This is a genomic window from Streptomyces sp. NPDC048523, from assembly GCF_043199815.1.
Taxonomy (GTDB): Bacteria; Actinomycetota; Actinomycetes; order Streptomycetales; family Streptomycetaceae; genus Streptomyces.
Window position 1 is genome coordinate 275,082 of sequence record NZ_JBICWQ010000005.1, and the last position, 22,759, is coordinate 297,840.

Annotated in this window: 20 protein-coding genes and 1 tRNA gene; 11 read left to right on the forward strand and 10 right to left on the reverse strand. The window is 69.5% G+C overall.

Translation table 11 applies throughout. From position 1 onward, the window contains the following. Positions 1-36: 36 nt before the first annotated feature. Positions 37-921 (forward strand): rhomboid family intramembrane serine protease, encoded by an 885-nt coding sequence (locus tag ACGFWE_RS26815; protein ID WP_393602271.1) that lies wholly within the window; start codon positions 37-39, stop codon positions 919-921. Positions 922-1,185: 264 nt separating this feature from the next. On the opposite strand, the gene crgA is transcribed toward ACGFWE_RS26815, so the two are convergent. After that, on the reverse strand, positions 1,186-1,440 hold the full coding sequence (gene crgA, locus ACGFWE_RS26820; protein WP_020119474.1) for a cell division protein CrgA: 255 nt from the start codon (positions 1,438-1,440) through the stop codon (positions 1,186-1,188). Positions 1,441-1,580: 140 nt separating this feature from the next. Here crgA and ACGFWE_RS26825 point away from each other — a divergent pair, with 140 nt between their 5' ends. From ACGFWE_RS26825 to ACGFWE_RS26850, 6 genes are read left to right on the forward strand one after another with little or no spacing between them, the layout of a single operon-like run. Further along, positions 1,581-2,360, forward strand: coding sequence for a DUF881 domain-containing protein (locus ACGFWE_RS26825; RefSeq protein WP_352387231.1), 780 nt, complete (start codon positions 1,581-1,583; stop codon positions 2,358-2,360). 27 nt (positions 2,361-2,387) lie between these two features. Next, positions 2,388-3,077 carry a class E sortase gene (locus tag ACGFWE_RS26830; RefSeq protein WP_393602273.1) on the forward strand — a complete coding sequence of 230 codons (690 nt, stop codon included), beginning with the start codon at positions 2,388-2,390 and terminating at the stop codon, positions 3,075-3,077. 26 nt (positions 3,078-3,103) lie between these two features. Then, complete coding sequence (locus ACGFWE_RS26835; RefSeq protein ID WP_352387235.1) at positions 3,104-3,292, forward strand: hypothetical protein; 189 nt, start codon at positions 3,104-3,106, stop codon at positions 3,290-3,292. Beyond that, on the forward strand, positions 3,289-3,927 hold the full coding sequence (locus ACGFWE_RS26840) for an aminodeoxychorismate/anthranilate synthase component II (protein WP_352387237.1): 639 nt from the start codon (positions 3,289-3,291) through the stop codon (positions 3,925-3,927). Before ACGFWE_RS26835 ends, ACGFWE_RS26840 begins: the two co-directional genes overlap by 4 nt. Beyond that, a complete protein-coding gene (locus ACGFWE_RS26845; protein WP_393602276.1) occupies positions 3,924-5,105 on the forward strand; it encodes a class E sortase in 1,182 nt (393 codons plus the stop codon). The genes ACGFWE_RS26840 and ACGFWE_RS26845 overlap by 4 nt, the downstream gene beginning before the upstream one ends. Positions 5,106-5,118: 13 nt before the next feature. Continuing rightward, entirely contained in the window at positions 5,119-5,856 is a 738-nt protein-coding gene (locus ACGFWE_RS26850; RefSeq protein ID WP_393602278.1) for a class E sortase, read from the forward strand. 27 nt (positions 5,857-5,883) lie between these two features. On the opposite strand, the gene ACGFWE_RS26855 is transcribed toward ACGFWE_RS26850, so the two are convergent. The 7 genes from ACGFWE_RS26855 to ACGFWE_RS26885 all read right to left on the reverse strand — a co-directional run bounded on the left by ACGFWE_RS26855 (position 5,884) and on the right by ACGFWE_RS26885 (position 14,920). Further along, positions 5,884-6,513, reverse strand: coding sequence for a restriction endonuclease (locus tag ACGFWE_RS26855; RefSeq protein ID WP_393602280.1), 630 nt, complete (start codon positions 6,511-6,513; stop codon positions 5,884-5,886). Positions 6,514-6,748: 235 nt separating this feature from the next. Beyond that, positions 6,749-8,743, reverse strand: coding sequence for a Stk1 family PASTA domain-containing Ser/Thr kinase (gene pknB, locus ACGFWE_RS26860; RefSeq protein ID WP_352387244.1), 1,995 nt, complete (start codon positions 8,741-8,743; stop codon positions 6,749-6,751). Between the two features lie 169 nt (positions 8,744-8,912). Continuing rightward, positions 8,913-10,385, reverse strand: a complete 1,473-nt coding sequence (locus ACGFWE_RS26865) for a penicillin-binding protein 2 (RefSeq protein ID WP_352387246.1) — start codon at positions 10,383-10,385, stop codon at positions 8,913-8,915. Then, positions 10,382-11,833: an FtsW/RodA/SpoVE family cell cycle protein gene (locus ACGFWE_RS26870; protein WP_352387248.1), complete on the reverse strand. Its 1,452-nt coding sequence runs from the start codon at positions 11,831-11,833 to the stop codon at positions 10,382-10,384. The genes ACGFWE_RS26865 and ACGFWE_RS26870 overlap by 4 nt, the downstream gene beginning before the upstream one ends. Positions 11,834-11,860: 27 nt before the next feature. Continuing rightward, a complete protein-coding gene (locus ACGFWE_RS26875; protein ID WP_352388020.1) occupies positions 11,861-13,426 on the reverse strand; it encodes a Stp1/IreP family PP2C-type Ser/Thr phosphatase in 1,566 nt (521 codons plus the stop codon). Between the two features lie 98 nt (positions 13,427-13,524). Then, positions 13,525-14,037, reverse strand: coding sequence for an FHA domain-containing protein (locus ACGFWE_RS26880; protein ID WP_352387250.1), 513 nt, complete (start codon positions 14,035-14,037; stop codon positions 13,525-13,527). Between the two features lie 10 nt (positions 14,038-14,047). Next, positions 14,048-14,920: a DUF3662 and FHA domain-containing protein gene (locus ACGFWE_RS26885; protein WP_352387252.1), complete on the reverse strand. Its 873-nt coding sequence runs from the start codon at positions 14,918-14,920 to the stop codon at positions 14,048-14,050. Between the two features lie 498 nt (positions 14,921-15,418). Between ACGFWE_RS26885 and ACGFWE_RS26890 the strand changes: the two genes are divergently transcribed. Then, a tRNA-Leu gene (locus ACGFWE_RS26890) sits at positions 15,419-15,505 on the forward strand. Between the two features lie 93 nt (positions 15,506-15,598). Here ACGFWE_RS26890 and ACGFWE_RS26895 read toward each other — a convergent pair. Together ACGFWE_RS26895 and ACGFWE_RS26900 are read right to left on the reverse strand one after the other, a co-directional pair. Beyond that, on the reverse strand, positions 15,599-18,058 hold the full coding sequence (locus tag ACGFWE_RS26895; RefSeq protein WP_393602283.1) for an FtsX-like permease family protein: 2,460 nt from the start codon (positions 18,056-18,058) through the stop codon (positions 15,599-15,601). After that, the gene (locus ACGFWE_RS26900) at positions 18,052-18,906 is read right to left on the reverse strand and encodes an ABC transporter ATP-binding protein (RefSeq protein ID WP_393602285.1); all 855 of its coding nucleotides are present in this window, start codon (positions 18,904-18,906) and stop codon (positions 18,052-18,054) included. The genes ACGFWE_RS26895 and ACGFWE_RS26900 overlap by 7 nt, the downstream gene beginning before the upstream one ends. 197 nt (positions 18,907-19,103) lie before the next feature. On the opposite strand from ACGFWE_RS26900, the gene ACGFWE_RS26905 reads away from it, so the two are divergent. The 3 genes from ACGFWE_RS26905 (at position 19,104) to ACGFWE_RS26915 (ending at position 22,691) form a co-directional block, all read left to right on the forward strand. After that, on the forward strand, positions 19,104-20,411 hold the full coding sequence (locus ACGFWE_RS26905; RefSeq protein WP_393602780.1) for a sensor histidine kinase: 1,308 nt from the start codon (positions 19,104-19,106) through the stop codon (positions 20,409-20,411). Beyond that, positions 20,411-21,043: a response regulator transcription factor gene (locus ACGFWE_RS26910; protein WP_352387256.1), complete on the forward strand. Its 633-nt coding sequence runs from the start codon at positions 20,411-20,413 to the stop codon at positions 21,041-21,043. The genes ACGFWE_RS26905 and ACGFWE_RS26910 overlap by 1 nt, the downstream gene beginning before the upstream one ends. 124 nt (positions 21,044-21,167) lie before the next feature. Continuing rightward, positions 21,168-22,691 (forward strand): DUF2252 domain-containing protein, encoded by a 1,524-nt coding sequence (locus ACGFWE_RS26915; protein ID WP_352387258.1) that lies wholly within the window; start codon positions 21,168-21,170, stop codon positions 22,689-22,691. The last annotated feature ends 68 nt before the right edge of the window (positions 22,692-22,759 follow it).

Genomic DNA, 22,759 nt, shown 5'->3' on the forward strand with positions numbered 1-22,759 from the left:
CGATTTCGGGCAACTTCGGGCGACTTAGGGGATGGCATGAATCAGGAGGCGGGCAGCACGCCAGAGGCCCAGAACCTGCCTGGCTGCTACCGGCACCCGGACCGTGAGACCGGCATCCGCTGCACCCGCTGCGAACGCCCGATCTGCCCCGAGTGCATGGTCAGCGCCTCCGTCGGCTTCCAGTGCCCCGAGTGCGTCCGCGACGGGGGCGGCACCGGACCGGCTCCGGCCGCGGCCCGGCCCCGCACCCTCGCCGGCGGGACGGTCACGGCCGATCCCCGGCTGTTCACGAAGATCCTCATCGGGATCAACGTCGCGGTGTTCATCGCCCTCCAGGTCAACACGTCCCTGGCGGCGGACCTCAGCCTCATCGGTGCCTGGCCGCCGGCGCCCTTCCAGCCCACCGAAGGTGTCGCGGACGGGCAGTACTACCGCCTGGTGACCTCGATGTTCGCCCACCAGGAGATCTGGCACATCGGCTTCAACATGCTGAGCCTGTGGTGGCTCGGCGGACCGCTCGAAGCGGCCCTCGGCCGCGCCCGCTATCTCGCGGTCTACCTCGTCTCCGGTCTCGCGGGCAGCGCCCTGGCCTATCTGCTGGCCAGTCCGGCCACCCAGACCCTCGGCGCCTCCGGCGCCATCTTCGGCCTCTTCGGCGCGACCGCGGTCCTGATGCGCAAGCTCAACTACGACCTCCGGCCGATCATCGCGCTCCTGGTGATCAACCTGATCTTCACCTTCAGCTGGAGCGGCATCTCCTGGCAGGCCCACATCGGTGGCCTGGCCGCCGGCCTGATCACCGGCTACGGCATGGTCCACGCCCCGCGTAAGAGGCGGGCACTCGTGCAGTACGGGACCTGTGCGCTGGTCCTGCTGGTCGTCGTGGGCATGACCCTGATCAGAACGGCACAGCTGACCTGACGGGCCCGCGCGACCCCTCTGAGCGGCCCGTTTTCCACAGCGAGTACCGGATCTTGTGCATACAGTGCGGGAACAGCTGTGCCCCCTGTCGCTGACCTGTGTTTGCGCAGGTCAGGAAGGGGGCGAACAGGCTTACGGGCGCTGATGGGATGGTCGTACCGGCGTCAACGTCCGATGGGTTATCCACAGATCGTCGTCTTTTCCCCAGGTCCTGTGGATATTGCTGCAGGCTGTGGATAACTCAGCGGATAGCCCTGGGGAGAGCTACTTCCACTGGGTGGAGACGCCGAATCCGGCGGCGATGAAACCGAAGCCCACCACGATGTTCCAGTTGTCCAGAGCGTCGATGGGGAGCGAGCCGTCCGTCACATAGAAGACGACGATCCAGGCCAGCCCGATGAGGAACATGGCCAGCATCACAGGGGCTACCCAGGCGCGGCTGTTCAGTTTGATGGCGGTCGCCTGCTTCGCCGGGGGCGGCGTGTAGTCGGCCTTCTTGCGGATACGTGACTTCGGCACGAGGGTCTCTCCTGTCGATGCGCTGCGTGGCCGCGCAGGTAACTGGTCGGGCTCCGGGCAGCGTACAAGGGGACTCTTAGCGCTCCCCCGGGCGTCCGTTAGCGTAGTGCTTCCGCGGCGCCGAAGGAGATAAGGGTACGTTGAGCAATTCTGCCGACTCCCCCCAGTCCGGATCCAGTCCTGTCCGCAGGCGAGATTTCCGGCCGGTGCGGGTGCTCACCGTGGCCGTCTTCGCTCTCGCGGGACTCATCTTCTTCACGAGTTTCAACACGGCCAAGGGCACCGACATCCGCACGGACGCCTCCATGCTGAAGCTCTCGGACCTCATCCAGGAGCGCAGCCGCAACAACGGCGAGCTCGACGAGTCGAACGGCTCGCTGCGCCGGGACGTCGAGTCGCTCGCCGAGCGCGACGACGGCAGCACCAAGGCCGAGGACGACAAGCTCGCCGCCCTGGAGGAGCGGGCAGGCACCCAGAAGCTCAAGGGGAAGGCGGTCACGGTCACGCTCGACGACGCCCCGCCGAACGCGACCGCCAAGCTCCCCGGCTACCCCGAGCCGCAGCCCGACTACCTGGTCATCCACCAGCAGGATCTGCAGGCCGTGGTCAACGCCCTGTGGAAGGGCGGAGCCCAGGGGATCAAGGTCATGGACCAGCGGCTGATCTCCACCAGCGCCGTGCGCTGTGTCGGCAACACCCTGATCCTCCAGGGCCGCGTCTACTCGCCGCCGTACAAGATCCAGGCGGTCGGTGACCCCGGGAAGCTGAAGCAGGCGCTCGCGGACTCCAAGGCGATCCAGAACTACATGGTCTACGTCAATGTCTACGGGCTCGGCTGGAATGTGGCCGACGATGGCACGGTGACTCTTCCCGGCTACTCGGGCACAGTGGATCTGCAGTACGCCAAGCCCGTGGAGTGAGCACGCTGTGAGCCCCTGGAGCCGCCGGTGCGTGTCGTCGTCAGGACCGTCAGCGAGCTGTGCATCACCGTCGGCGCCCTGATCGTGTTGTTCGTCGTCTATGTGCTGTTCTGGACCGGTGTGAAGGCCGACACCGTCATGGACGACCAGATCGACCAGTTGCAGAACCAGTGGTCGCAGGGGAGCGTGCGGCAGCCGAAGGTGACGGCCGGCCCGTCCGCCTCCCCCGCCGAGCCGGCGCCGTACCGGAGTGGGAAGCCCTTCGCGATCATGTACATCCCCCGGCTTGGTTTCACGTGGAACAAGCCCGTGCTCGAAGGCACCGAGGTGGCCACCCTGAAGAAGGGGCTCGGGCACTACGCGAACACCGCGCAGCTCGGACAGCAGGGCAACTTCTCGGTCGCCGGGCACCGGCGCACCTACGGGGACCCCTTCAAGGACTTTCCGAGGCTGCGGCGAGGCGACGCGGTGGTCCTGACGGACGGAACGACCTGGTTCACGTATCGGATCGACAAAGGGCCCTACAAAACAGTGCCCACCGATATTGAGGTGATCGATCCTGTGCCACGTAAATCCGGGTACACGCGGCCTGGCCGCTATCTCACGCTGACCACGTGCGATCCGGAGTGGGGACACAGCCACCGGCTGATCGTCTGGGCACACCTGGACTCCACACAGCCTGTGGAGGACGGCAAGCCGGTTGCCCTGCGCCGTTAGTCTGGTGCGGTACGGCGTGTGTGTGGATGCCGTGGTGCGACGGAAGGGACGGCATGTACGGCTGGATCTGGCGGCATCTGCCGGGGAACGCATGGGTGAAGGCGCTGCTCTCACTCGTGCTGGTCGTTGCTGTGGTCTACGTCCTGTTCCAGTACGTGTTCCCGTGGGCCGAACCGCTGCTGCCCTTCAACGATGTGACGGTGGACAACCAGTGAGCGCGCGCATTCTCGTCGTCGACAACTACGACAGCTTCGTCTTCAACCTCGTGCAGTACCTGTACCAGCTGGGCGCGGAGTGCGAGGTGCTGCGTAACGACGAGGTGTCGACGGCGCACGCCCAGGACGGCTTCGACGGCGTCCTGCTGTCGCCCGGACCCGGTACGCCGGAGGAGGCCGGGGTCTGCATCGAGATGGTGCGTCACTGTGCCGCGACCGGGGTGCCCGTCTTCGGTGTCTGTCTCGGGATGCAGTCGATGCAGGTGGCGTACGGCGGTGTCGTGGACCGCGCGCCCGAGCTGCTGCACGGCAAGACGTCGTTGGTCGAGCACGAGGGCCGTGGGGTCTTCGCCGGGCTGCCCACGCCCTTCACGGCGACGCGCTACCACTCGCTGGCCGCGGAGCCGGCGACGGTCCCGGCCGAGCTGGAGGTCACCGCGCGGACGCACGACGGGATCGTGATGGGGCTCAGGCACCGTGAACTCCCGGTCGAGGGCGTGCAGTTCCACCCCGAGTCGGTGCTGACGGAACACGGTCATCTGATGCTGGCCAACTGGCTGGTGGAGTGCGGGGACCAGGGCGCGGTGGCGAGGTCGGTGGGGCTCGCCCCGGTGGTGGGCAGGGCCACGGCGTGACGGCCCTGCGCCCCGAGCGCGAGGACTTGTACGGCGACGCGTCGTACGAGTCCTACGGCGGCGATGCCTATCGCGGGGAGTCCTTCGCCGGTGGTTCGTCTGGTTCGTCTGCCCAGGAGCCCTACGGTCAGGAGTCCTACGGTCAGGAGTCGTTCGGGGAGGCGTCGTTCGGGGAGGCGTCTTCGGGCGCGTCCTCGGGCGGGGCGTCGGTGCCCTATGTCCCCCCGGCCGACGATGAAACGGTGGCGTTGCGGATACCCGATCCGCCGCCGCCCCCCATATCCGCCTCTGCGGCCTCTTCCGTCACATCCGCCACTCGATCCCCACAGGGCGGCCGTGCGGCCCGCAGAAAGGCCGCCAAGCGCCGTCACGGGCGTCATGGCGGTACGGCCGCCCCCGACGCGCAGCCGGAGCAGGGCGCGTCGGACGCGCCGAACTCGCCGAACTCGCCGGACGGCAAGCCGCTCTCCCGCATCGAGGCCCGCAAGCAGGCGAAGGCCCGCAAACCCGGCGCGGCCGTTCTCGCGAGCCGGGCGATCGGAGAGGTCTTCATCACCACCGGTGTGCTGATGCTGCTGTTCGTCAGCTACCAGCTGTGGTGGACCAACGTCCGGGCGCACGCGCAGGCGGACAAGGAGGCGAGCAGCCTCCAGAACGACTGGGCCAGCGGGAAGGGCGCTCCGGGCACCTTCGAGCCGGGTCAGGGCTTCGCCCTGCTGCACATTCCCAAGCTGGACGTGGTGGTGCCGATAGCGGAGGGCGTCAGCAACAAGAAGGTGCTCGACAAGGGCATGGTCGGCCACTACAGCGAGGGCGCGCTCAAGACGGCGATGCCCGATGCGAAGACCGGCAACTTCGCCCTGGCCGGGCACCGCAACACACACGGTGAGCCCTTCCGTTACATCAACAGGCTCAGCCCGGGTGACGCGATCGTCGTCGAGACGCAGGACGACTACTTCGTCTACAAGATGACGTCGACGCTTCCGGTGACGTCCCCGAGCAACACGAGCGTGATCGACCCCGTCCCCAAGGGATCCGGTTTCACCACGGCCGGCCGCTATATCACCCTCACCACCTGCACGCCGGAGTTCACCAGCAAGTACCGGTTGATCGTCTGGGGCAAGATGGTCGAGGAACGGCCGCGCAGCAAGGGCAAGCCGGATGCGCTCGTCCAGTAAGGGCAGATGACTAGTGGCAGCGACCACCGAGCAAGAGCAGAACACCGGCAACCCCGCGCCGCGCCGCCGCGGCACCGGCCGGATCGCCATGGCGGTCAGCGTCTTCGGTGAACTCCTCATCACGGCGGGCCTGGTGCTCGGCCTGTTCGTCGTCTACTCGCTGTGGTGGACGAACGTCATCGCCGACCGTGCGGCGCACAAGGAAGCCGACAAGGTGCGCGACAGCTGGATGCAGGGCCGTGACACCGGCCCCGGCGCGCTGGACACCAAGAACGGCATCGGCTTCCTGCACGTCCCCGCGATGAAGAACGGTGAGGTCCTGGTCGAGAAGGGCACCTCGACGAAGATCCTCAACGACGGCGTCGCCGGCTACTACGTCGACCCCGTCAAGGCCACGCTCCCCACCAGCGGCAAGACCGGCAACTTCTCCCTCGCCGCCCACCGCGACGGGCACGGCGCGAAGTTCCACAACATCGACAAGGTCCAGAAGGGCGACCCGATCGTCTTCGAGACCAAGGACGAGTGGTACGTCTACAAGGTCTACGCCGTCCTTCCCGAGACCTCGAAGTACAACGTCAAGGTCCTCGGCCGGATCCCCAAGGAGTCCGGCAAGAAGAAGGCCGGGCACTACATCACGCTGACGACGTGCACGCCGGTGTACACGTCTCGGTATCGGTACGTGGTGTGGGGCGAGCTGGTCCGCACGGAGAAGGTGGACAGCGAGCGGACGTTGCCGAAGGAACTGAACTGACTGAGCTCCTTGAAGGAGCTCAGTCACCTAGCATGATGGAGGCCCGAAGCCGCAACTTTCTCTTGCGGCTAGCGGTTCCCCGGCGCTCCACTGCTCCAGCAGCCCACGGTGTACGACGGTGATCCCGGTCTCGGCGGCGATGCTCAGGGCCTCAGGGGTGAAGGGGCAGGTCGCCACGTAGAGGGCCACATCCGCGTTGTGGAGAACCTTCGCCGCCCCGACGAACTTCTGGACCTCCGGGCTGGTGATGTTGAGGTAGGGCGCGAACCTCTTGCACTGCACGACGAGCCGTCGTCCGGCGGCAGTGAGCCCGATGATGTCGACACCCCGGTCCCCGCGACCGCCCTGTACGACGACGTTGGTGCAGCCGTCCCGGCGCAGCAGTTTGGCGATGTGGTGCTCGAAACAGGGCGTTGAACATCGGTACGACGGTCTTGCCGAGGATGTGGGTGATGCGTTGGTCGATGCGGTCGTTGAGGGAGACGGTCTCCCTGGGGACGGAGTTGTCCACAGGCTCGGTGCGGGCCAGGTACTCCATGTCCAGGAGGTACACACGCACCTGACGTGCGACTTCGCTGTCGCGGAGGAGCATGGCGACGTTGAGGACGGTTCGGCGGGAGAAGAGAGCGAGGGATGCGGTGCGCGACTGAATCCCACTGAGTTGCTTGAAGGAACTCAGTTCTGAACCTGTCAGAGTGTGGTAGCCGTTGGCTTCCAGCGCGGCGGTCGAGTACGAGGGAGCGAATGGCTGTGAGGCCGACCTCGGAGTAAGCCGCCACCATCGCCGTAGTCACATGCATCCCGTCCGGCAGCAGCGACAGTGCTTTGACAGAAGCCCCGTCGCCCTGTGATGGGCGGCGGGGCTTGTCCCTGTGCGGAGTTGTGCGTGCGGCTAGCCGGTTCCGCCTCCGAAGAAGCCTCCGCCGTTGTTGCCGCCGTTGTTGTTGCCGTTGCCGACGCCCACCGTGGTGAGGTTGATCTGGGTGCCGCCCGGGTTGTCGACCTCGTTGCCGCCGCCCGGGTCCTGCTGGGCCACGACCGCGGTGTCGCTCTGGTCGCTGCCGTTGGTGAACTGGATGTTCGTGAAGCCGGCGTTGTTGAGGATCTGCCGGGCCTGGGCGACCGTGCGGCCCCTGACGTCCGGGACCTCGACCTTGTCCTTCGGCTTGCCGATCTGGATGTTGACGGACGAGTTCTTCTCGACCTGGCTGCCGGCCTGCGGCGTGGTCGCGATGACCTTGCCGATCTGGTTGGTGTCGTCGGTGTCCACCTGGGTGCAGTTGCCGACGAGGTTGTTGGCCTGCATCTGTGCCCTGGCGTCGTCACAGGACTGGCCGATGACGTCCGGGACCGTCGACTTCTCCTCGGCCTTGGCGATGGTGAGGGTGATGGTGGAACCCTTCTCCACCTCTTCGCCGAGCCTCGGGTCCTGGTTCAGGACGGTGCCCTCCTTCTCGGCGGACACCTCCTTCTTGGTCTTGACGACGAACTGGTACTTGTCGTCCTGCAGCGTCTCCGTGGCCTTGTCGACGTCATCGCCGAGGACACTGGGGACGGCCACCTTGGGCGCCCCGGTGGACACCACGATGCTGACGGCGGTGTTCTTGTCGACCTTGGTGCCGGGCGTCGGGTTCTGCTCGCAGATGTTGTTCTTGGCCGTGTTCTCGCACGGCCTCTGGGTGACCTGGCCGAGCTTCAGGTCGACGTTGCCCAGCTGTTTCGTGGCGTCGGGCTGCGACTGGTTGACGAGGTTCGGCACGGCCACCTGGTCGTTGCCCGCTCCTCCGCCGCTGAAGATCCACTTGCCGATCAGGATGGCGCCGACGAGCACCAGGATGCCCGCCACCACCAGCAGGATGGTCGAGGTGTTCGACTTCTTCTGGCGGCGCCGGTCGGGACGGTCGTCGTAGCCGAAGCCACCGTCGTCCCCGTTCATCGGCGGCAGCATGGTGGTGGCGCCGGCGTCGGCGCGCAGGGCCGTGGTCGGCTGGTCGTCCGGGTAGCCGCCGTAGCCCACGGAGCCCATGGCCGCGGTGGCCGCGACCGGCTGGCCGTCGAGGCAGGCCTCGATGTCGGCGCGCATCTCGTCGGCCGACTGGTAGCGGTAGTTCGGGTCCTTGACCAGGGCCTTGAGGACGATGGCGTCCATCTCGGGCGTGATCTCGGGGTCGAAGACCGAGGGGGGCTGCGCTTCTTCCCGTACGTGCTGGTAGGCGACGGCCACCGGGGAGTCGCCCACGAAGGGCGGCCGGACCGTCAGCAGCTCGTAGAGGAGGCAGCCGGTGGAGTAGAGGTCCGACCTGGCGTCGACCTGTTCGCCCTTGGCCTGCTCGGGCGAGAGGTACTGGGCGGTGCCGATGACCGCGGAGGTCTGCGTCATCGTCATGCCGGAGTCGCCCATGGCGCGGGCGATGCCGAAGTCCATCACCTTGACCTGGCCGTTGCGCGTGAGCATCACGTTGGCCGGCTTGATGTCGCGGTGGACGATGCCGCTGCGGTGGGAGTACTCCAGCGCCTGGAGGATCCCGATGGTCATCTCCAGGGAGCGCTCCGGCAGCAGCTTGCGGCCGGAGTGCAGCAGCTCGCGGAGCGTGGAGCCGTCGACGTACTCCATGACGATGTACGGGATCGAGACCCCGTCGATGTAGTCCTCGCCCGTGTCGTAGACCGCCACGATCGCGGGATGGTTGAGCGAGGCGGCCGACTGGGCCTCCCGGCGGAACCGGGCCTGGAAGGAAGGATCACGCGCGAGGTCCGCGCGCAGCGTCTTCACCGCCACCGTGCGGCCGAGGCGCGTGTCCATGGCGAGGTAGACCTCCGCCATGCCACCACGGCCGAGCACTTGGCCCAGCTCGTACCGGCCGCCGAGGCGACGCGGCTCTTCCATAGCTTCCTACCAGCCCTCTCCGTCGGTCCCGACCGGCACGTGTGTGCCGTCGGAGGCTGCACTCCGGGCCTACCGTACCCGGCTCGCTTTGTGTGACCTGGCCAAGTGCGTCACCCGATACAGGACCGGTATCGCAACGTGCATCGATGTGGAGGTGACGTGATCGGGGTCACTGCTTGGACTTGACGACCGCCTCCATGACGCTCTTGGCGATGGGCGCCGCGAGACCGCTTCCGGAGATGTTCTCGCGGACCGCCTTGTCGTCCTGGACGACCACGGCCACCGCGACCGGGGCGCTGTCGCCGACCTTGGCGTACGAGATGAACCAGGCGTACGGGTTCTTGCTGTTGTTCTCGCCGTGCTGGGCGGTACCGGTCTTGCCGCCGACGGTGACGCCCTGGATCTGGGCCGTCGTGCCGGTGCCCTTCTGGACGACCGTCTCCATCATCGACTGGAGGATCTGCGCGTTCTCCGCGGACAGCGGCTGGCTCAGCTTCTCGGGCTCGGTCTGCTCGATGGGGTCGAGGTTGGGGGCCTGGAGGGAGTCGACCATGTACGGCTTCATCAGGGTGCCGTCGTTGGCGACGGCCGAGGCGACCATGGCCATCTGGAGCGGGGTCGCGGCGGTGTTGTACTGGCCGATGGAGGACAGCGCGGTCTGCGAGGGGTTCATGTCGTCGGAGAAGACCGGTGCGCTGGAGCGGACCGGCGTGAACTGCTCCTCGGTGAAGCCGAACTTCTTGGCCTCTTCGAGCATCTTGTCGTTGCCGAGGTCGGCGCCGATCTTGCCGAAGACGGTGTTGCACGAGTACTGCAGCGCGACCCGCAGGGTGGCGTTCTTGCAGGGGATGTTGCCCTCGTTCTTCAGCTGGGTCCTGGTACCGGTCATGGTCCAGGGCAGCGGGGAATCGGTCTTCTCGTCGGCTGTCTTGTACAGGCCGTTCTCCAGCGCCGCGGCCGCGGTGACGACCTTGAAGGTGGAGCCGGGCGGGTAGACCTCGCGCAGCGCCCGGTTGAGTGAGGGGTCGTCGGGGTTGTTCTTCTTGTCGAGCTTCTTCCACGCCTCGGCGTCGGCGTTGCTGCCGCCGGCGATCGTCGAGGGGTCGTAGGACGGGTAGGAGGCCAGCGCCAGGATCTTGCCGGTGGAGGGCTCGATGGCGGCGACCGCGCCCTTGCCGCCCTGCTTCTTCAGACCGTCGTAGGCGGCCTTCTGGGCGGCGGCGCTCAGGGTGGTGACGACGTTGCCGCCCTCCTTCGGCTTGCCGGTGAGCATGTCGAGGGTGTTGCGGAAGAAGAGCCGGTCGTCGTCGCCGGTGAGGATGCCGTCCTCGATGGACTCCAGCTGGGTGGCGCCGTAGGACTGCGAGACGAAGCCCGTGACCGGCGCCCACATCGCGCCGTCCTTGTAGGTGCGCTTGTACTTGAAGTCGCCCGAGGTCGTCTCCGCGTGCCCGGTGATGGCCTTGCCGTCGACGATGATGTCGCCGCGGGGCGTGGCGTACCGCGCGATGAGCACGCGGCGGTTGGCCGGGTCCTCCCGGAGGCTGTCGGCCTTGACGTACTGGAGCCAGTTGTCGCGGATGAGCAGGGCCAGGACCAGGAGGCCGCAGAAGATCGCGATCCGGCGCAGGGGCTTGTTCATGACGGGCGGACCACCTGGGTCATCTCGGCGTCGGGGCTGGGGGCGGGGGCGGGCGCCGGGCGGCGTGCGGTGTCGCTGATTCTGATCAGGATGCCGATCAGGGCCCAGTTGGCGATGACGGAGGAACCGCCGTACGCGAGGAAGGGCATCGTCATACCGGTGAGCGGGATCAGGCCCATCACACCGCCGGCCACGACGAAGACCTGGAGTGCGAAGGCGCCCGACAGGCCGATGGCGAGGAGCTTGCCGAAGGGGTCGCGGGCGGCGAGGGCGGTGCGTACGCCGCGCTCCACGATCAGGCCGTAGATCAGCAGGATCGCCATGAGGCCGGCCAGGCCCAGTTCCTCGCCGAAGGTGGCGAGGATGAAGTCGGAGTTGGCGGCGAAGCGGATCAGCTCGGAGTGGCCCTGTCCCCAGCCGGTGCCGAGGGTGCCGCCGGAGCCGAAGGCCCACAGGGCCTGCATGGCCTGATCGGAGTGGACGCCGGTGACACCCGGAGTGCGGCTCAGCGTGTACTCGCGCATCGGGTCGAGCCAGGCCTGGACACGTGTCTTGACGTGCGGTTCGAAGCTGGCCACGCCGACGGCGCCGGCGGCGGACATCAGCAGACCGAAGACGATCCAGCTGGTCCGCTCGGTGGCGACGTACAGCATGATGATGAACATTCCGAAGAACAGCAGCGAGGTACCGAGGTCGGTCTCGAACACCAGGATGAGGATCGAGATCATCCAGACGACGATGATCGGGCCGAGGTCGCGGCCGCGCGGCAGGTACAGGCCCATGAAGCGGCGGCTGGCGAGGGCGAGCGCGTCGCGCTTGACCATGAGGTAGCCGGCGAAGAACACCGCGAGGACGATCTTGGCGAACTCGCCGGGCTGGATGGTGAAGCTGCCGACCTGGATCCAGATCTTGGCGCCGTAGGTGATGTTGGCGCCGAGGCCCGGGACCAGCGGGAGGAGCAGCAGGACCAGCGCGCCGACCATGGAGATGTAGGTGTAGCGCTGCAGGACGCGGTGGTCCTTGAGGAAGATCAGGACGACGGCGAACAGGGCGATGCCCATCGCGGTGTAGATCAGCTGGTTGGTGGCCTTGCCGCCGGCGACGTGGATCTGCTGGAGCAGCTTGGACTGGTCGAGCCGCCAGATCGCGACGAGCCCGAGGCCGTTGAGCAGGGTGGCCAGGGGCAGCATCAGCGGGTCCGCGTACGGGGCGAACTTGCGTACGACGAGATGGGCGACGCCGGCCAGCAGACCGAGGCCCAGGCCGTAGCTGAGCAGCCCGGTGGGGACCTCGTCGTTGATGGCCAGGCCCACGTTGGCGTAGGCGAAGACCGGGATCAGGACGGCGAACACCAGCAGCGCCAGCTCGGTGTTGCGGCGGCTCGGCGCGCCGATCGCGCCGATCGTGGACGTGTGGTGCGTCGACGTGTTCGAAGTACTGCTGCTCATCGTGTGCCAGGGCCTCTCACGGCTTGCCTACTGCGTACCGCAGTTCCCGACGACCTGCTTCTCCTCGTCCGAGAGGGTGGGGCCGGGGGTGGGAGTGGGCGTCGGGGATGCGGAAGCGTTCGGGGACGGGGAGGTCGTGCTCGTCGGGGTCGGTGTGGCCTTGGACGCCAGGGAGGACTGAGTGGTTCCCGTGGTGCCGCCGGCCTGGCCCTCGCCCGTCTTGGAGTTCTTCTTGCTCTCCGTGGCCTGCGCTGCGGCCTGCTTCTTGCACGCGGAGGCCTGGACGCCCAGTTCGTCGATCTTCTTCTGAGCCGTCTTCAGGTCGCCCTCGGCGATGGTGCCCTCGACCGACTTCTGCTGGTACGGCGGCAGGTACTTGAGTTCGATCTCGGGGTGGTCCTTGGACACCTTCGAGAGCGAGACCCAGGCCAGGTCCTGGCTGATGCCGCGGTACAGCGCCACGTGCTCGCCGTTGACGCCGACGTAGTACTGGGTCTGGGTCCAGCGCCAGCCGCCGTACAGGCCGCCGCCGATGACGGCGAGCGCGAGGACCGAGTAGAACGATCTCTTCAGCCACCTGCGGCCCTTGCGGGGCTTGACGAAGTCGTCGTCGGAGTAGTCGCCGAAGCTGCCCGCGGGGATGTAGCCGGTGGTGTCGGAGGAGCCGGGCGGCCCGAACTCGCCGCCTCCGCCCTGCCCTTGGCCCTGGCGGCCGAGCCCGGAGGCGCGGCCCGCGGGGGTCTGCATGATGCCGTTGTCGTGCAGCTGGTGCTGGTTCTCGGCGACCGCGCCGACCACGACCGGGGTGTCGGAGAGCTGCCCGGCGAGGGTGTCCCCGGTGTCCAGGTCGAGGACGTCGGCGACGATGACCGTGATGTTGTCGGGGCCGCCGCCGCGCAGCGCGAGCTGGATGAGCTCCTGCACGGTCTCCTGGGGGCCCTGGTAGCTGGCGAGGGTGTCCTCGAGCGTCTGGTGCGAGACGACGCCGGACAGGCCGTCGGAGCAGATCAGGTAGCGGTCGCCGGCGCGCACCTCGCGGATGGACAGGTCGGGCTCGACGTGTTCGCCGCTGCCCAACGCCCGCATCAGCAGGGAGCGTTGGGGGTGGGTGGTGGCTTCTTCCTCGGTGATACGGCCCTCGTCGACCAGGCGCTGCACCCAGGTGTGGTCCTGGGTGATCTGGGTGAGGACGCCGTCGCGCAGCAGGTACGCGCGCGAGTCGCCGACGTGCACGAGGCCCAGGCGCTGGCCCGTCCACAGCAGGGCGGTCAGCGTGGTCCCCATGCCCTCGAGCTGGGGGTCCTCCTCGACCATGGAGCGCAGCTGGTCGTTGGCGCGCTGGACGGCCACGCCGAGGGAGGTGAGGACGTCGGAGCCGGGGACGTCGTCGTCGAGGGCGACGATGGTGGAGATGGCCTCGGAGGAGGCGACCTCACCGGCGGCGGCGCCGCCCATGCCGTCGGCGATCGCGAGCAGGCGCGGGCCGGCGTATCCGGAGTCCTCGTTGCCCTCCCGGATCATGCCTTTGTGCGATCCGGCGGCGAAGCGCAGTGACAGACTCATGCGCACCTCGCCCGTCGGCTCCGGGTACATCCGCACGGTGCCCACCCTCCGGTCGGGAGCGCGCCGGGGCCCGGGGTGGGGGCCCACGCCGCGTGCTCGCTCCGCTCGCGCCTATTCATGATGTAGCACTACTTCCGCAGCTCGATGACGGTCTTGCCGATGCGGATCGGCGCGCCCAGCGGAATCGGTGTCGGGGTCGTCAGCCGCGTCCGGTCGAGATACGTGCCGTTGGTGGAGCCCAGGTCCTCGACGATCCACTGGCCGTCGCGGTCCGGGTAGATCCTGGCATGGCGGCTGGAGGCGTAGTCGTCGTCCAGCACGATGGTGCTGTCGTGCGCCCGGCCCAGGGTGATGGTCTGGCCCTGGAGCGCGACGGTGGTGCCGGTGAGGGTGCCCTCGGACACGACGAGTTTGGTGGGGGCGTTACGGCGCTGGCGGCCCCCGGTGGCCGGCTGCTGGCGCTGCTGCGGGGGCGCCTGCCGCTGGGCCTGCTGGGCCCGGCCTGCTTCCCGGCGCGAGCCGCGCTGGGTGACGCGCGTACCGAACAGGTCGCTGCGGATGACCTGCACGGCCACGATCACGAACAGCCACAGTACGGCCAGGAAACCCAGCCGCATGACCGTCAGGGTCAGCTCTGACATTGCCCCCGCTTCACCCTTCGGCTTGCCGGTAAATGATGGTGGTACTGCCCACGACGATCCGCGAGCCGTCGCGGAGCGTAGCGCGGGTGGTGTGCTGCCCGTCCACCACGATGCCGTTGGTGGACCCGAGATCCTGGATCGTCGAGGGCGTTCCGGTCCGGATCTCACAGTGCCGGCGCGAGACGCCGGGGTCGTCGATCCGCACGTCGGCTTCGGTGCTGCGGCCCAGCACCAGCGTGGCGCGGGAGATCTGATGGCGGGTGCCGTTGATCTCGATCCAGTGGCGGGTGCGGGAGCCCGGCGCGGGCGCGCCGACCGGGCCGCCGCCCGGGCGCGGGGCCTGGGCGGGCTGCGGATAGCCGTAACCGCCACGGCCGGGCGGCGGGGCGGCCGGCATGGGCGGGGCGCCCGCCGGAGCGGCCGGCGGGTAGCCGTAGCCGCCCGCACCGGGCGCCGGTGCGCCGGGCCGGCCGGCCGGGGCCGCGGTTCCGGGGGCCTGCTGGTTGGTGGAGGAGGCGAGCGTACGGCTGCGCACCCGGTACAGACCGGTGTCGAGGTCGTCGGCCTTCTCCAGGTTGACCTTGATCGGGCCCATGAAGGTGTAGCGCTGCTGCTTGGCGTAGTCCTGCACCATGCCGGCCAGCTCGTCGCCGAGCTGGCCCGAGTAGGGGCTGAGCCGCTCGAAGTCGGGCGTGCTCAGCTCCACGATGAAGTCATTGGGTACGACCGTGCGGTCGCGGTTCCAGATGGTCGCGTTGTTGTCGCACTCCCGCTGGAGCGCTCCCGCGATCTCCACGGGCTGGACCTCGGACTTGAACACCTTGGCGAAGGTGCCGTTGACCAGACCTTCGAGACGCTGCTCGAACTTCTTCAGGACTCCCATGAGGCACCTCCTCCGTCCTTGCCGTCCTGGGTACTGCGCCGGCTGCTTACCTGGTACTGCTTACTGATCGTATCCACGCGCCGGTGAATCGGCTGGTTCCCCCTGTCGGCACGGTCGACGGGTGTCGACGCCTCCGAAGTTCCCTGTGGAGCTCCACTTCGAACTCCGCAGTCGAACTCCTCTGTGCACTCCTTGGTCAAGGATCGTAGAGGCGGCCGCAGACCAGTGTCCCGCACCTGACTGTGGACCCTTGCCTGCTCTGGGGGAGACGGGGGCTACCGGTACGAGGTTGATACGTGAACCGGCACAGGTTGATACGTGAACCGGCATGGTCGAAACGTGGCCGACCGCACCCCGGATCGGCGGACCCCTTCCGAAGCCGCTGGTGGGCGGCTGCCCCCGGATATGGGATGTGAATCCACCCCCTTCAGCGTGCTAATGTTCTGCGTGTCGGAAGGCGCCGCACCGCAAGGCGAGGAGCCCGAGGACACACCCAATGCGCGGGTGGCGGAATAGGCAGACGCGCTGGATTCAGGTTCCAGTGCCCGAAAGGGCGTGGGGGTTCAACTCCCCCCTCGCGCACCACTGAAAGCCCCTCAGGTCCTGGACCTAAGGGGCTTTCTGGTTGCCCCTTTCCCGGGGGCGGGTGGTGGCGTGGCTCACGCTGTGAGCTCTCTCTCACTCCCTCGTACCGGCCGGTTCGACGGCCCCGCGACGCATCGCCCAGGCGGCAGAGGCCACCGAGAACGCCACGGCGAGGACCGCGCAGGCGCCGGTGACCGCGCCCAGTTCCGGCCACGGCATCCGCATCGGCGCGTGTACCGACAGCCGCTCCAGCGCTCCCCGCATCCCGGCCAGGTTGAGCCCGGCGACCAGGATTCCGAGCACTGCGCCCGCCGTCACGACCGTCAACGTCTCGGCGCCGACCAGCCGCAGCACCTGCCGGCGGGTGGCCCCGGCGAGGCGGAGCACGGCGAGGTCACGCACCCGGTCCGAGGTCGCCATGACCATCGTGTTGGCGAGGGAGATCCCGCAGTAGAGCAGGGCGATGCCGAGGACCAGCAGGAAGCCGTACCAGGTGGTCCGGTCGGTCCCGGGGCGGCTCGCCCGCAGCCACTCGTCCCGGGTGAGGACGTGTCCGCCCGCCTCGCGCAGTTCACCGGCCACGACAGCGGGGTCGGTGCCGGAGGCGAGGGTGACGTCGACGCGGTCGACAGGAGCGCCGGCAGCGTTGGCCGGGGTGACGTAGACGCCGTTGTCGCCGGTGCCGGTCGTCATCACCGCGGCGATCCGCAGCGACTTCCTGGTGCCGTCGCCGAGCCACACGTCCACGGACTGCCCCACGGTGTGCCGCTGCCACTCCTCGTTGACGATGATCGACCCGTCGTCGAGGTCGCTCACCTTCCCGGCGGCCAGGGGGAGACGGGTGGTCGCGGCGAGCGGCGCGGCCTGGGCGGCGCGGGCCTCGGACCTGACGAGGGCCACGCCGTCCTCCAGGACGAAGACGGCGCTCGACGAGGTCGCGGAGGCTGTGGTGCCGGGGATCGAGCGGAGCTCGTGGAGTGTCTGCGCGTCGAAACCCGTGGTCCCGTCGGGGGCGGGGACGACCACGAAGTCGGCCGTGCTCCGCTCGCGCGTCTCGGTGGCCCTGGCCTCGTTCAGCGTGGCGGTCGCGCCCAGCAGCGAGCCCGTGAGGGCGACGGTGACCAGGACGGGCGCCGCGACGGCTGCCGTACGGCGGACTGCCGCGGCGGCGTTCTCCCGCACCAGCATCCCTGCCGCGCCCGGCAGTTGGGCCGGCAGCCAGGCCAGCAGCCGGATCAGCGGGCCCACCAGGAGCGGCGCGAGCAGCGCGACCGCGGTGATCAGCAGCATCGGACGGCTGACATAGGTCTTGCGGTGCAGCAACTCACCCGGATCGGTGACCAGGGCCACGGCCAGCGTCACCGCTGCGGTCACCAACAGACCGCCCCCGAACAGCAGACGGCCCCAGGTCATCGCTCCGGCGTCCACGGAGGCCTCGCGCAGTGCTTGGGCGGCGCCGGTCCGCCCCGCCCGCCAGGACGCGGCGATCACACCGAGCAGTGCGACGAGCAGACCCGTCCAGAAGGCCATGTGGTACGGCCACGTGGAGTCGCCGATGGTGAACCAGTTCGGGGCCAGGCCGACGTCGACCACCTGGTAGGCGAGGCGTGGAGCGCCGTACGAGCCGAGCACACAGCCGGTGGCCGAGGCGAGGACGCCGACCAGCAGTGCCTCCGCGCACACCGTCCGGCGGATCTGTCCGGGCGTGGCTCCCGCGGTGCGCAGCAGTCCGAACTCCCGGCGCCGCTGTGCGACCGCGAAGGCGAAGGTGGACGCCACGACGAACACCGACACGAACGCGGTGACTCCGCCCGCGGTCCCGAACAGGGCGTTCATCGCGGTGAGCGCCTTGTGGTCGGGGTCGGGGTCGGGGTCGGCGAGGCGGCGGGCGCTGCCGGTGAGGACGCGGACTGATTCGCCCTTCACTGCTGCTCGTACGTCTCGCGCATCCGCCTCCACCACGAGTTGCGTGCTGTTGGGGGACAACTCGGCGGCCCGGGCGTCGGTGTGGAAGACGGCGGCCTCGAAGCCTCGGGAGTGGACGGTGCCCACGACTCGCACGGTGCCGCGGTCGGTGCGCAGCCGGTCGCCGGGGTGCGTCCAGTCACCGGTGACGACCACTTCGTCCGCGGCGCGGGGTGCGCGGCCTTCTGCGATCTCGTACGGGGCGAACGCGGCGGTGGACCAGGGGTGGCCGACGAGATGGCGGGGGCCGCCCTCGGCGCGTACCGGGAAGGAGCGGTCCGGGATGACCGTGCCGAGCCGCTTCAACGTGGCCACGGTTGTCTCGGGAACCGCGCGGGGGTGGGCGAGTTGGCGTGTTTCACGTGAAACATGGGCGCCGGTCGAGGTCGGCACGGTCAGGGTGTTCCGGCCCTGGACGACGACGGGTGCGGTGGCGAATCGCTCGGGCCGTCGCTCCGGTGCGTCCAGCGAGGAGGCGAGGGTCAGACCCATCACCGCGAGCAGGGCGACGCCGAGGGAGAGGGCGACGAACGTGCCCAGGAACGTCGACCAGCGGGTGCGGAGAGTGTGGAGGGCGATGGTCAGCACGGCCGGCCCTCGGGGTGGGTGACGAGTGTGGGGTGGAGTGTGGGAGGGGTGGTCGGCCGGGCTGGTGGTGTGGTCTTCAGCGTGGCCAGGTGGGTGGCGATGGCGTTCGTGCCGGCTCCGACGAGTTCGCCGTTGACCCGGCCGTCGACGAGGAAGACCACGCGGTCGGCACAGGACGCGGCCACCGGGTCGTGGGTGACCATGACGACCGTCTGGCCCTCACGGTGGACCATGGTCCGCAGCAGGGCCAGTACCTCGCGCCCGGTCCGCGAGTCCAGGGCGCCGGTCGGTTCGTCGCCGAAGAGGACCTCGGGACGGGTGACCAGGGCACGGGCCAGGGCGACACGCTGCTGCTGACCGCCGGACAGCTCTGTCGGCCGGTGCCGGGCGCGCTCGGCGAGGCCGACCTGCTCGAGCACCTCGCGGATCCGGGCCCTCGGAACACGCCGGCCGGCCAGCCTGAGCGGCAGGGCGACGTTCTGCTCGGCGGTGAGTGCGGGCAGCAGGTTGAACGACTGGAAGACGAACCCGATGCGCTCCCGCCGCAGGAGGGTCAGCTTGGTCTCGCTGAGCGTCGTGAGCTCGGTGCCGCGCAGGGCGACCGAGCCCGAGGTGGGCCGGTCCAGGCCCGCGGCGCACTGCAGCAGGGTCGACTTGCCGGAGCCGGACGGGCCCATGACAGCGGTGAAGGTGCCGTGGGGGAAGGCGAGGGTGACGTCGTGGAGTGCGGTGACGGTCAGGGTGGTGTCGTCTCGTGAGGCGCGTCTGCTGGTCCTGTGGTGCGTCCTGCCGCATGTCCTGCCGTACGTCTTGCTGACGGATCGCAGGCTGATGGCGTCCGTGGTCATGGGTCCCCCACTCGTCCGGTCTCTTCGGTGTTCGGTGGCTCCACGAAACCGCGCGGAGGGGTGCGGGCGCAGTGCGGCGGGACCGAGACCCGGGGTAGGGCAGGCCATACCCCCACTCCTCCGTCCTGGCCCATGGCCCCGTCCCGCGCCGCGCTCCTACGGTGATCCGCATGCATCCTCGGAATGTGTGGCAGGCCATGTCCCGGCCCGGCTTCCTGCTGTCGGCATGGCCATGGCGCTCGGTCGGTTACCTGCTGAGCGGTGCGGTGGCCGGTGCGGTCGCGCTGGTGGGGATCGGGACGCTGGCGGTGGTCGGCGGGGCGCTCACCGTCGTACTCGTGGGACTGCCGCTGCTCGTCATGCCGGCGCTGTCCGGTGTCGTGGTCGCCCGGGTGGAACGGCGGCGGCTGCGCCTGGTCGACGCGGACCCGGTACCCGATCCGCACCGGGCGCCCGCCGCCACCGGGCTGTGGGCCTGGCTGACGACACGGCTGAGGGAACCGTCGACCTGGCGTGAACTCGGGTACACCCTGCTGTTCGCCGGGCTGCTCTGGCCCGTCGACGCCCTCGCGGTCACCGTCGCCCTGCTCGTTCCGGTCTCCATGGCCGCCGCGCCGCTGCTGATGGCCACGGTCGGGGACGGCCGGGAGGCGAAGGTCCTCAAGCAGTGGACGGTCACCACCTGGCCGACGGCCTTCGCGGTCGCCGTGCTCGGGCTGCTGCTCCTGGCGGCCGGCCTGTACGCACTGGGGGTCGTGGCGGGTGCCCGGGCCGGGCTGACGCGTGCGCTGCTCGCCTCGCGCGAGGGCGAACTGGACGCCAGGGTGGTCGAACTGAGCCGTTCGCGCGTGCGGTTGGTGGACGCCTTCGAGGCGGAACGCAGACGCATCGAACGCGATCTGCACGACGGCGCCCAACAGCGCCTGGTCGCCCTGACGATGACCCTCGGCCTGGCCCGCCTCGACGCCCCGCCCGGACCGCTCGCCGACCAGCTCGCCAAGGCCCACGACGAGGCGGGCAAGGCCCTGGCCGAACTGCGTGAGCTCATCCAGGGCATCCATCCCAAGGTTCTCGCGGACTACGGCCTGACCGCCGCCGTCGCCGACGCCGCGGACCGTTCCGTCGTCCCGGTCGACGTCGATCTGCCGGTGCCGGGGCGGCTGGACCAGGCCGTGGAGGCGGCCGCCTACTTCGTGGTCTGCGAGGCCCTGGCCAACGTCGCCAGGCACAGCGGGGCGGGCCGGGCCGAGGTGCGCGGTCGCCACTCCCGCGGTCGGCTGCTGCTGGAGGTGCGGGACGACGGCCGCGGCGGCGCGGACCCCTCGGCGGGCAGCGGGCTGACCGGACTCGCCGACCGGGTGTCGGTCCTGGATGGCACACTCTCCCTGTCCAGTCCGCCGGGCGGTCCGACCCTGTTGCGTGTGGAGTTCCCTTGCGAGGTGACCGAGTCGGCCCAGGCGCGCGGGACGGACGGGGTGACGGCACAGCGCGATCGCTCCGGGTAGTGCTCGCCGAGGACAGCGTGCTGCTGCGCGAGGGGCTCATCGGCCTGCTCGGCCGGTGCGGCCACCAGGTCGTCGCGGCGGTCGGCGACGCCGAGGCACTGCTGGTCGCGGTCGAGGAGCACAGCCCCGACATCGTCGTGACGGACGTCCGTATGCCGCCCGGCTTCCAGGACGAGGGGCTGCACGCGGCCGTCCGCCTGCGGGAACGGCGCCCCGGCCTGCCGGTGCTGGTCCTCAGCCAGTACGTGCAGCGGGCATACGCCTCCGAACTCCTCGACTCCGGAGACGGCACCGGTGTCGGCTATCTGCTCAAGGACCGGGTCGGCCAGGTCGAGCAGTTCGTCGACGCCCTGTGCGAGGTCGCGGACGGCGGCACGGTCGTGGACCCCGAAGTCGTACGGCAGCTGCTGCGCCGTCGCCGCGACCCGCTGGAGCGGCTCACCCCGCGCGAGCGCGAGGTCCTCGCGCTGATCGCCGAGGGGAAGTCCAACGGGGCCATCGCCCGGGAACTGGTGGTGTCCGAGGCCGCGGTCGGCAAGCACATCGGCGGCATCCTGACGAAGCTGGACCTGCCGCCGGCGGAGGAGACACATCGGCGGGTGCTGGCGGTGCTGGCGTACTTGCGGGCGTGAGACTTTCCTCCCGGGGTTCCCCGGGCTCCCCGGGTTGCCGGGCTCCCCGGGTCTTCCACAGCCGTGGAGTTGTCCACAGGGTCTGACGCGTTTCGGCTGGTGGTTGTACGGTCGGCACGAGTTGATGTTCTTGCGAGTCACGGGGGAGGCGGTCGGTGTGGTCGGTGCCGGAGTGGAGGCGAAGGCCGGGGCGCATGCCGGCGAGGGGGCCGAGGCGCGGGAGGTGCCGGCCCCGGGGACGGCCGATGCGGGCGAGGGCCCGGCCCGGCGGCGGCCCCGGGTGCGCGGCTTCGCCCAGTGGCCCGCCGAGGGCTCGCCCAAGAAGGAGGGCAAGGCCCTGCGGGAGAGCGTCCCGCGCAGTGCCCATGCGGCGCTCGACCTCGACATCTCCCGCCCCGGTGCGGTCGAGGCCGTCGAGGAGTCGAGCCGGGGCCGCATCCCCGAGCTGACCCCGCTGCGGGTGGGCCGGATGGCGGCCACGCCGTTCGCCTTCCTGCGCGGCTCGGCAGGCCTCATGGCGTACGACCTGGCCGGCACCCCGATGACCAGGATCCGCGCCCAGATCTGCGGCGACGCGCACGCGGCGAACTTCGGCCTGTACGGCGACGCCCGCGGCGACCTGGTCATCGACCTGAACGACTTCGACGAGACGGTGTACGGCCCCTGGGAGTGGGACCTCAAGCGCCTCGCCGCCTCCCTGGTCCTCGCGGGCCGGGAGATCGGCGCCGACGAGGACACCTGCCGCGCGGCGGCGCACGGGGCGGTGGGCGCGTACCGGCGCACCATGCGGCTGCTCGCCAAGCTCCCGGTGCTGGACGCGTGGAACGCGATCGCGGACGAGGAGCTCGTCTCCCACACCGACGCCCATGAGCTGGTCGGCACGCTGGAGCGGGTCTCGGAGAAGGCGCGGGCCAACACCAGCGGCCGTTTCGCGGCGAGGTCGACGGAGCTCACCGAGGACGGCGGCCGGCGCTTCGTGGACGCCCCGCCGGTGCTGCGCCGGATGCCCGACGAGGAGGCCGCGGCGGTGGCCGCGTCCCTGGAGCACTACCTGACCACGATCTCCGAGGACCGTCTCCCGCTGCTGGCCCGCCACGCGGTGCACGACGTGGCGTTCCGCGTCGTCGGCACGGGCAGCGTGGGCACCCGCTCCTACGTCGTCCTGCTGCTGGACCACCGCGGCGAACCGCTGGTCCTCCAGGTCAAGGAGGCGCGGGCCTCGGCCCTGCTGCCGCACCTGGTCACCGCGGGCTTCGACGCCCCGCCGGTCGACCACGAGGGCCGCCGGGTGGTCCAGGGCCAGAAGCGGATGCAGGTCGTGAGCGACATCCTGCTGGGCTGGACGACCGTCGAGGGCCGTCCCTTCCAGGTCCGCCAGTTCCGCAACCGCAAGGGCAGCGTCGACCCGGCCGCCCTCTCCGCCGACCAGATAGACGACTACGGCCGTATGACCGGCGCCCTCCTGGCCCGCGCCCACTCGCACAGCGCCGATCCCCGCCTCATCTCCGGCTACTGCGGCAAGAACGACGAACTCGACGAGGCGATCGCCACGTTCGCGGTGACATACGCGGACCGGACGGAGGCGGACCACGCGGAACTGGTGGCGGGGGTCCGGTCGGGGAGGGTGGCGGCGGAAACGGGGGTGTGACGCAGCGGCCGGAACAGGACGTCCTCGGCCGGGAGCGCACGTGCGGGCTGCCCCGGTTTCCCGGATGG